Annotated in this window: 9 protein-coding genes and 1 pseudogene; 4 read left to right on the top strand and 6 right to left on the bottom strand. The window is 69.8% G+C overall.

Going from position 1 to position 8,923, the window contains the following annotated elements; genetic code table 11:
- Nucleotides 1–79 precede the first annotated feature (79 nt).
- The gene (locus tag AB0M70_RS39395) at nt 80–1,378 is read right to left on the bottom strand and encodes a lipase family protein (RefSeq protein ID WP_365828171.1); all 1,299 of its coding nucleotides are present in this window, start codon (nt 1,376–1,378) and stop codon (nt 80–82) included.
- 378 nt (nt 1,379–1,756) lie between these two features.
- Between AB0M70_RS39395 and AB0M70_RS39390 the strand changes: the two genes are divergently transcribed.
- The gene (locus AB0M70_RS39390) at nt 1,757–2,662 is read left to right on the top strand and encodes a helix-turn-helix domain-containing protein (protein ID WP_365828169.1); all 906 of its coding nucleotides are present in this window, start codon (nt 1,757–1,759) and stop codon (nt 2,660–2,662) included.
- On the opposite strand, the gene AB0M70_RS39385 is transcribed toward AB0M70_RS39390, so the two are convergent.
- Complete coding sequence (locus tag AB0M70_RS39385; RefSeq protein ID WP_365828167.1) at nt 2,569–3,399, bottom strand: class I SAM-dependent methyltransferase; 831 nt, start codon at nt 3,397–3,399, stop codon at nt 2,569–2,571. The genes AB0M70_RS39390 and AB0M70_RS39385 overlap by 94 nt on opposite strands.
- A gap of 76 nt (nt 3,400–3,475) precedes the next feature.
- Between AB0M70_RS39385 and AB0M70_RS39380 the strand changes: the two genes are divergently transcribed.
- Nucleotides 3,476–4,144 carry a hypothetical protein gene (locus AB0M70_RS39380; RefSeq protein WP_365828165.1) on the top strand — a complete coding sequence of 223 codons (669 nt, stop codon included), beginning with the start codon at nt 3,476–3,478 and terminating at the stop codon, nt 4,142–4,144.
- Between the two features lie 79 nt (nt 4,145–4,223).
- Here the strand turns inward: AB0M70_RS39380 and AB0M70_RS39375 are convergent, their stop codons facing one another.
- The 4 genes from AB0M70_RS39375 to AB0M70_RS39360 all read right to left on the bottom strand — a co-directional run bounded on the left by AB0M70_RS39375 (nt 4,224) and on the right by AB0M70_RS39360 (nt 7,772).
- Nucleotides 4,224–5,117 carry a hypothetical protein gene (locus AB0M70_RS39375; protein WP_365828163.1) on the bottom strand — a complete coding sequence of 298 codons (894 nt, stop codon included), beginning with the start codon at nt 5,115–5,117 and terminating at the stop codon, nt 4,224–4,226.
- A gap of 127 nt (nt 5,118–5,244) precedes the next feature.
- Nucleotides 5,245–6,216 (bottom strand): DUF3500 domain-containing protein, encoded by a 972-nt coding sequence (locus AB0M70_RS39370; RefSeq protein ID WP_365828161.1) that lies wholly within the window; start codon nt 6,214–6,216, stop codon nt 5,245–5,247.
- Between the two features lie 275 nt (nt 6,217–6,491).
- Nucleotides 6,492–7,238 (bottom strand): peptidoglycan-binding protein, encoded by a 747-nt coding sequence (locus AB0M70_RS39365; protein WP_365828159.1) that lies wholly within the window; start codon nt 7,236–7,238, stop codon nt 6,492–6,494.
- A 135-nt stretch (nt 7,239–7,373) separates the two neighbouring features.
- A complete protein-coding gene (locus AB0M70_RS39360) occupies nt 7,374–7,772 on the bottom strand; it encodes a helix-turn-helix domain-containing protein (RefSeq protein ID WP_365828157.1) in 399 nt (132 codons plus the stop codon).
- A 128-nt stretch (nt 7,773–7,900) separates the two neighbouring features.
- Between AB0M70_RS39360 and AB0M70_RS39355 the strand changes: the two genes are divergently transcribed.
- Entirely contained in the window at nt 7,901–8,428 is a 528-nt protein-coding gene (locus AB0M70_RS39355; protein WP_365828155.1) for an STAS domain-containing protein, read from the top strand.
- Between the two features lie 134 nt (nt 8,429–8,562).
- Nucleotides 8,563–8,899: pseudogene (locus tag AB0M70_RS39350) on the top strand (hypothetical protein).
- Nucleotides 8,900–8,923: the final 24 nt, after the last annotated feature.

Raw genomic sequence — 8,923 nt, 5'->3', positions numbered from 1 at the left:
CCCACCTTCCCCTGTGTCGCGGTCCGGCCACCGCCCTCCGTGGACGGCGGTGGCCGGACTGCGGAAGTGGGCTGCCGGATCAGGTCCCGCAGTTGCCCGATGCCGGCTCGCCGGCGAAGCGTCGGCCCAGCCATTCAAGCGCCGGGCCGTTGCCCTGGATCGCCGTTCCCACATGGGACTGCGCGGCGAAGGACCGCCACTCCACGGCGTTGCCCTTCGCGCACCAGTCGGCCCGCAGTTTCTGCCCGACCGCGTAGGGGATCGTCTCGTCCGCGTCGCCGTGGTAGACGAAGGTCGGCGCCGACGGGCGCTTGCTGCCGATCAGTTGCCTGGCGATGGCCTTCTGCCACTTGGGCTGGTCCAGCGGGTTGGAGGTGGTGACGTCCTCGATGGTCTTGCCGCGCCCGGCCTCCAGGACCGTGCCGACACATTCGTTGCGCACCACCTTGGCGAGCCTGCGGCCTTCCTTGGTGAGGTACTTGTCGAGTTTCAGGGACGGGTCGGCGGCGTTCTGGCCGACGGCGGACATCAGCAGATAGCCGGCGCTGTCCCCGCCTTCGAGCGAATCGGCGACCTTGGCGAGGTCGGCGGGAACTCCGCCGCTCGCCGTTCCCTTGACCTTCAGTTCGGGAGCGTACGTCGCTGCCATCTCGGCGGCCTTCGCGCTGGCGCCGCCGCCCTGCGAGTAGCCCATGATCCCGACGGGCGCGCCCTTGGAGACGCCGTACTTCGCCGCTCCCGGGTGCCGCTGCGCCGCGCGCGCCGCGTCGAGGACGGCGCTGCCCTGCGCCTTGGCGACCATGTAGGTGTGGTCGCCGGGGGTGCCGAGGCCCTCGTAGTCGGTGACGACGACGGCGTAGCCCCTGACAAGCGCGGCGTTGACGAGCGGCGCCTCGGCCGTCGTACCGCCCGGGAAACCGGCGGAGGGCGCGCACTTGTCGCCGAGGCCGACCGTGCCGACGGCGTAGGTGATCAGCGGGCGTGGGGTCGCTTTGCCGTCATCGGGGACGATCACGGTGCCGGAGACCGTGTTGGGCCGTCCGGCGGCGGTGGTCGACCGGTAGGTGATCTTCCAGGCCTTGGTGGGGGTCGGAACACCCGGGGTGTACTGGAACGAGGACGGCTTCGAGCTGAGGATCTTGCCGGGGGTCTTCTTCTTGCCGAGGTGCTTCCCGGCCCGCCCATGGCCGTGGTGTCTGTCCTTGCCGTGCTTCGCGGCGCTGGGGGCTTTCCCGGCGGCCTGCGCCGCCGAGTCGGCCGCGGGGGCGGCGGCCGGCGCGTGCGCGCTCTCCGCGGCGGCGGACCCGGGAAGCCCGAGCACCGCCACCGCGAGGACGGCGCTCGCGGCCACCGGTCGTCTGCGTAGGGCTGACATCATGCAGCTCTCCCAACTCTCCTGTGGGCAAGGGGGGTTGGCCAGCACCGTACTGACCCGTCAGTAATACGGCCATAGATGTGCAGGGCACGGCGACACCGACCGTGACGCCCGCGACTGCCCCAAACCCATCGCGGCCTGCGGCATATCGCCTGATGGTAGCGGTGATCCGGCCCCTGAGAACGGCCTTCGCCGCGGTGCCTCCGCCCACTCCGGAGCACAAAAGATCTAGGAAATCGGGTGTACGCGGCTATACGCTCTCTGGACCTTTCGGCGCCCCGGGCACGTCGCGGGCGCGCCCGAGGGTGGTCTGTCGGCATCGCGAGGTGGGTTGCGAGGTGGGCCACTTGCCGCACGGACACCATGGGGGAAGGGTTCGCAGTGAACAACAGAGAGGCCCAGCAGCACCTGCTGCGCCGCAGACGCGAAGCGATAGACCCAGTCGAGCTCGGCTGGCCACAGCGGGCCGGACGAGGACGCCGCGCCAAGGGTCTCTCGCAGGTCCAGGTCGCGCAGGCCCTGCATGTGTCGGAGCGTACGTACGCGGCTCTCGAACGCGGCACCATCGCCTCCCCCACTCCGGAGCTCCTGGACTCCGTGGCGCGCGTGCTGCGCATGGAGGACCGCGAGCGGTCGGCCCTGTACGTCTATGCCCTGGGGCACGAGCCGCCGACCTCCATGGACCCCGCGGCGGGCACGAGCGTGCCGAGCGCCTGGCAGAAGGCCGTGCGCAAGGTGACCGGGCAGCCCTGCTACATCAACGACATCGCGTGGAACATTCTGGCGGCCAACGACGACTTCATGCGGATGTTCCCGCAGGAACCGGGCAAGCCGCCCCGCCTGCCGGAACGCAACCTCATGCGGTGGATGCTGCTGCGCGAGGAAGCACGCGAGCACCACCTGGTGGACTGGGAGGAGCGGTGGGCCAAACCGGTGGCCGCGAAGCTGCGCACGACGGTGGCCGCACACCCCGGCAACGAAAACCTCCGGCGCCTTGCCCAAGAGGTCAGCGACGACCCGGTCGCGGGTCCGATCTACCACGATCACAACATCACTTACGTTCAGCACGACGGGGCCGAACGACCCATGCGGCACGCCGGCTTCACCGCCCCGGAAGGCTCCACCGACCTGCGGGACCCCTGCTGCGACCGACACGCTCCCTCACAACTGGGCAACGTGACGATGTGCACGGCTCAGCCCGACGCCTCGCCCGGAGCACGCTTCTTCTTCCTCGTCTTCGAACCGCTGCCGGCGGCGGGCTGCCCGGAGCACCGACGGGCGAGATGAACAGTGAGGTCGGCGGCGACCTCGACCGTCTCGGGCAAAACCCGTGCGATGTGCCGCAGGACCTGCTTGCGCTCCAAGGGCGACAGCATCAGATAAGCCGAGACGGTGGAGAGTTGGCCGACGTAGTCGCGAGCACTCATCGTCATGCGCCTGCGGAGGGTGGACTGCCGTACGTCGGTGAACAACTCGGTGTGCTGGAGCTCCGTACCCGGCCACTGCATGTCCTGCTCCGGAGGCGTCCCGTCCGGGGACGGAACCTCCTCGCTCTCCAGGAAGGGCGCTCGCGCCACCCGGACGGCCTCCCTCACGGCTGGGTCCGCCACCCGGATCGGCCCGCCGAACGAGGCGAACACGCCACCCGGCTCCAGGAACGCGGCCACGCGTGACCAGCGACCCTCCGGGTGCGTCCAGTGCAGGGCCGCTGCCGCGTACACCAGCCCGTATGTGCCGCCCGGTCGCAAGTCCTCGAACGCGGCCCGCACCGTTCGGACATGTGCCGGGACGTGCTTGCGCAGCTCGGCGAGCATCTCGGCATCGGGGTCGCTCGCGGTGACCGCGACGCCCCGCTGGGCGAACAGACGGGTCGCCTTGCCTGTCCCCGCGCCGATCTCGAGGGCGGTGCGCACCGGCCCGTCCGCGTACGCCAGCACCGCGTCGAACAGCTCCAGGGGATACCCCGGCCGAAACCGCTCGTACGCCTCCGCCATCGATCCGAAGCTCAGTGCGCGACCCGACATACGCAGCATCCTGGCACGATCGCCTGGGCCACCGGCGGCTAGGAACACGACACTCGCCTCGCTTTAAGGTGTCCCCATGGCTGAAAGTGACACGAAGACATCGCCGACAGTGCTGCCCGCCCACGCGATCGACGTCGGCGCCGAGCCGCTGGACCGGCCGACACGCAACTCGGTGGGCGGCCAACCGTTCCTCGATGAGGCCCAGCCATGGCCCGAGTGCTTTTGCGGCGAGCGGATGGCGTTGTTCTTCCAGCTCGACATACCCCTGGACGTGGAGCACTTCGCGGGAGACCACCTGCTGGTCTTCCACTGCCGTACGCACAACGACCCGTCCGACCCCCAGCTGTCCGCCGGGCGGCTCGTGCCCCGGTACTGGGACGCCCCGCAGCCGCCCCACCCCCGTCCGTTCTGGCGCGTACTGCTCCAGCGTGCCGCCAAGCCGGTGGCCGAGACGGAACCCTCACTCATCGCCCTGCCACTGACACTCACGGCCTTCGTCGACACCCCCGACTCCCACGGGCTCGGATCCCAGACGTTCAAGGTCGGCGGTACGCCGTCCTGGGCGCAGGAACCCGAGCACTACACGTGTGCGTGCGGAGCCGAGCTCGTGTACGTCTGCCAGGTGCCCGAAGGCATGGAATTCGGCGGCGACACGGATGCCTTGTTCCTGGGCAACGAGATCTACCTGCTGGCGTGTCCGGCCCACTGCGACCCGGCCGCGGTCTGGCCGGTGAACCAGAACTGACCACCAGAGCTGGACGCCAGAACTGACCCCCGGCCTCACCGGGTCGCACCCTCCTGGCTCGCCGCCGGTTCCTCGCCGGTCAGGCCTTCTGCTTCCCCTGCTTGATGACCTTGCTGGTCATGTCCACCGTGTCGGCGGCCTCGGGCGCCTTGACGGCGACGTCGGTGCCGAAGTCACTGAAGTCCATGACCACCTTCGCCTTGACCTTCTCCTCGGAGACCTTCCCGCCGGAGGACGCCTTCGATGCGCCGCCTCCGCCCTCACCGGTCATCGAGAGCTCCATCTGCTGACGCCTGGTCAGACCCTTGCCATCGATCCACAGGTCCATCGGGAGGGTGTCGCCGAGCTGCTGCCGGAGCATCTTCTGCTGCTCCGGACTGCCCTTGGCCAGCTTCTCCACATCGACCGCGACCCGGTAATGCGTGGTCTTCACGCCGCCGACCTGCTCTTGGCCGACCTTCTTCACGTCCTTCTCGGACAGCGACTTGGTGTAGGCGAAGGAGTCCGCGGGATCACTGACCTCGGTTCCGCCCGTCCCGCCCGCGGCCTGCACCCGCTTGAGGTCGATCTTCATCCACGTCTTGCCCCCAGGCAGCCCGCCGCTGCCCTTGGGCGGCTTCTGGTACAGGACTTTGTCGACGATCCGCTGCTCGATCCGCTGGCCTTGCTGACCCAGCTCGATGCGGCTCTTCCCGTCACCGAAGTCCATCACGCCCGATCCCTCGACGGTTTCGCTGCGGCCGCCCGAACTGGCCGTCGTGACCACCTTCACCTGGGCCGAACCCGCCTCGGACGTCTTGTCGTTGGTGGCCTGCACCACTTGCGCCGGGGACTTCGCCCGCTCCTCACCCGCCGATCGTGAGCTTTCGTCGCCGTCGTCTCCGGAACCGCAGCCCGTCAAAGCGGTGGCGCCCAGCAGTCCGGCCGAGCCGAGAAGTGCCAGACGGGAAGCACGGGACGTAGCGTTGATCATCGAATCCACCCCTCGATACACGTACTGAGCCTGTGTCAGGTCTGCGCCCAGGTGCCCCGTGCATGACACCCCACGCATGCGGTGGATCTTTCTACGCTCCCTGCAGTAGACAGAACGGCGGCTCCGGTCAGGGCCTGTGCTGCTCCGTGTAGTGCGCGCGGAGCAGGTCGGCGCCCCAGTCGTGGCGGATGTGCCGCCAGACCGAGTGCGCGTGGTTGCCGTCGTCCTGGGTGTTGTCGTACTCGATGAGGAAGTCCGGGGCCCGCACGCAGTAATAGTGCTGGTCGCCGGGCTCGCGGCCTCCGGCCCAGGCGAACGAGAGGGCGTCCAGTCCGTGCGCCACCGTGTCGGACCAGCACTCCCACGCATACGCGGCGGGCGCGCGGTCCAGGTATCGGCGCACCAGGCGCTCGAGCATGTCCTGCTGCCCGGTGGTCATGTCGCCGTACGTCAGGCCGGTCGGCAGCCGGTCCGGATCGGCGAAGGGGTCATCGCGGGTCAAGATGTCGTCCGGCGGTGCGGTGGCGAAGACGGCCTTGCCCCGACGCCCGTCGTCCAGGTCCGTCACCAGCTGTCGGGCCAGGTCCTCCTCCGGCCCCAGCAGACGGCGGCCCGCCTGCGGACCGTCCGGGACGCGTGCCGGTTCCGAACCGATGAAGTGCGGTGTCACCCGCATCCCCGTCGCCGTGATCAGTACGTGTACGGCGAGGTGGTGGCCGTTCATCCGCCACCCCCAAGGGGCGCCGTCGTCCGGGTCGCCCAACAGACGCACCCAGTACCGGTCACCGCCCGTGCCGCCGACCGACGCACGGCGATACCGCTCCACCTCGATCGCCCCGCGCGCCAGCTCCGCCCCCGCAGCGCTGTGCGCCGCGGTCAGCACGGCGTCGACGGCAGCGCGCTGATGGCTGTCCAGGTTCTCGGTGGACAATCCGGGGCGCGAGCCCGGCAGATACGTCCACTCCCGCAGCTCGGGTGCGTCCAGGCGGGCAGGCACGGCGCGCAGCACACGCACCTGCTCCGGTTCCAGCACGCGCAACAGCTGATGGACGGCCTCGCGTACCTCCGCGGCCGCCGCCTCCCACCGATATACGTCCACCGTTCCTCCTCCCCCACGGCACGTCCCCGGCGCTCCCGCAAGGCGATGTCGCCCCCTGGGGCCCATGATGCGCCATCCGGCCACACCGCGACACCGGGTCCCGGCCCGCCGCCGCCAGCACTCACCGGCACCCGCCGGCATCCCCAGGCACCCTCAGCGGGCCATCGCGCGGTCCACCTGCACTGCCCGCGTGTGCAGCGCGTCGGCCACTCGTCACCGACATCGAAGTACATGCTCATCGCCGGTCCCCCTGTTCAGCAGCGTTCGCCATAGCCTCACATGGCCGCGGTCCTGATGGCGGTGCGGGTGCCGGGGCCGTAGACGCCGAGTGGTTCGGGGATGGCTTGAGCCTGTTGCATGCGCGCGACCGCGGCTGCCACGTCGTGGCTGTAATAGCCGTCCACGGGTCCCGTGTAGAGCCGCAGTTGACGCAGCTGCTCCTGCAACTGCCGCACGGAGCTACCCGTGTTGCCCACGCGCAGCACGCTGGATGCGCTGTTGGCCGAGGCCCTTGAGTGGCGGGGCGCGGCGTCGGTGCCCGCCGAGGAGCTCCGGTGCGGGGTGGCGTCGCCGGGCGGGTTGGGTGTGGTGGGTGCCTTGTCGGGCGCGGGTGGAGGCTGGTGGCTGGGAGCCTCCGGCTGCTCCGCGGGCGGCGCGGCGTGCGGCCTGACCTGGGCGGGGCCGTGGGACTGGGCCAGGAGCGCGGCGGTGAGGGTCAAGAGAGCCGCGGACGCGTAGCCGTACGAGAACGGTGGGATGCTCCGTCGGGTCCGGGGCGCGCCATGACGGGAGGCGCGCGGGCGCGGCTGGCGCGGCGTGGCGGCGGCCGCACGATGGCGGCCTCGGCGCTCTCTGCCGGGAGGGGACGACGCGACATCGCTCGAGGGTGTCGTGTACGTCGGTACGCCCGCCGCACGCGCAACCCCGAACGCCGTGTGCGGACGGTGGTCCGTCGTCCGCGTCAGGTAGGAGGAAAGCGCCGGGTACATGGACGGGTCTGGGACGGTTGCTTCGGAACTCACACGACCGAACATAGACGTCAGCGCGCCGCCGATCCCTCGTTCACGGCCTCGGGCCGTGATCCTTAAGGTTGCGTTGATCGCCGTCTGAGGACCGGATAAGCGGAACCCGTGATGACTGGTCGCTCGTCGCCCGCGTCACGCGCTGACGCGACGTCGGCCCTCGTCCCGGCCCTCGTTCCAGCCTTCGTGTCGCCCCTCATGCCGCTCCTCGGCGTCCGAGGACACGGCGCGGCCGTCTTCGTCCCGCAGCAGCAGGGACAGGAGCGAGGCCACGGCCAGCCCGGACTCGGCCGGGTGGCGCAGTGCCTCGCTGGGCGCGATCCGGTAGGTGTTGCCGCGTCCCCGTCGGACGTGGGAGAGGTATCCGTCCTGCTCCAGGTCGGAAATGATCTTCTGGACGGCGCGCTCGGTGAGCCGACAGCGCGCGGCGATGTCACGGATGCGGGCGTTGCGATTGTCGGCGATGGCCGCCAGGACCCGCGCATGGTTGGTGAGAAACGTCCATCCGGTGTGAGGCTCGGGCACTTCATCCATGCGCCAACTCTAGCGACCGCGCGTACACGTTTTCAAAAACACGTACTCCTTTTCAGGTATTAGTTGACGTGCTTGGGCTGTGGAGTGCAGCCTAGGAGCGGCGCTGGGCAAGACGAGAGGGAGAGGCCATGCCGGAGCCTGCATATTCAGAGCAGCCCCTCGGCGGGGAGGCTGCCGAGCACGCATGGGACACCCATCCGTTGCTGCCCCGGCTTCAGCTGCCGGCCACGGTCGACACCGTGCCGGACGGCCACCGGGTGACCGTGATCGTGCGCGGAGAACTTGACCTGGATACCTGCCAGCAGCTCCGGCCCGATCTGCTCCGTGCCCTGAGTCGCTCGGCCCAAGGCATCGACCTGCATCTGCGGGAGGTGGCGTTCTGCGACTGCTCGGGGACCAACCTGATGCTTGAGCTGCGCCGACTGGCGCTGCGACAGGGCAAGTCCGTGACGGTGCTCTCCAGCAGCCCCGCGGTGGACCGGGTGTTCGCACTGACTGCCATCCGAGACCTCTTCGAGCCGAGCGAGCCCCCCGACCACGGGCCGGGCATCCCGCCCCAGCCAGGACCGGCACCGGCAGTACAGCCCGGCGCCGTACCGCAGCCGAGCCCGGCCACCACAGCGACGCCTCCGGCACCTCCGCCGGGCGTCACCTGAACCGTCCACCCCGGCCACGCGCTCGGTACACGAGCCGTCCGCGTGGCCGAGGCCGAGCCCAGCAACAGGCAGTGACATTGGGGCCATTGACGAAGCCACAGGCCTCAGCGCTGTGCGGCCGCCACAATGGGGGCATGGCCTCCCATCCGCACACCGAACCCGGGCCGAGAGACCTCTCGGGCTCAGACGAGGCGGATCTCGCGCTGTACCGGGAAAAGTTCCGACGCCGCCTGCCGGAGGCACTGGACAAGCTAGGTGGGCCGACTCACGGCTTCGTGGAGTTGCCCCTATACCTGGCCTGGTCCGGCATGACCTCGTACGATCTGGGCAAACCGCGCCAGCTCAGGGGCCTCTACCGCACTGTCCTGCACGAGGGCCTGCACGACGCGCACCCTCATCGGTCGTACCGTGCGCACTGTCTGGGAGGACGCCTTCCCTGAGCTCGCCTCCCGCACCTGGGCAGCCGCGTGACCGCATCTGCCAGACCATGTGTGC

The sequence above is a fragment of the Streptomyces sp. NPDC051214 genome (genome assembly GCF_040682375.1).
Classification (GTDB): Bacteria; Actinomycetota; Actinomycetes; order Streptomycetales; family Streptomycetaceae; genus Streptomyces.
Note: the sequence above shows the minus strand (reverse complement) of the source record. Positions and strands in the feature narration are given on the sequence as shown.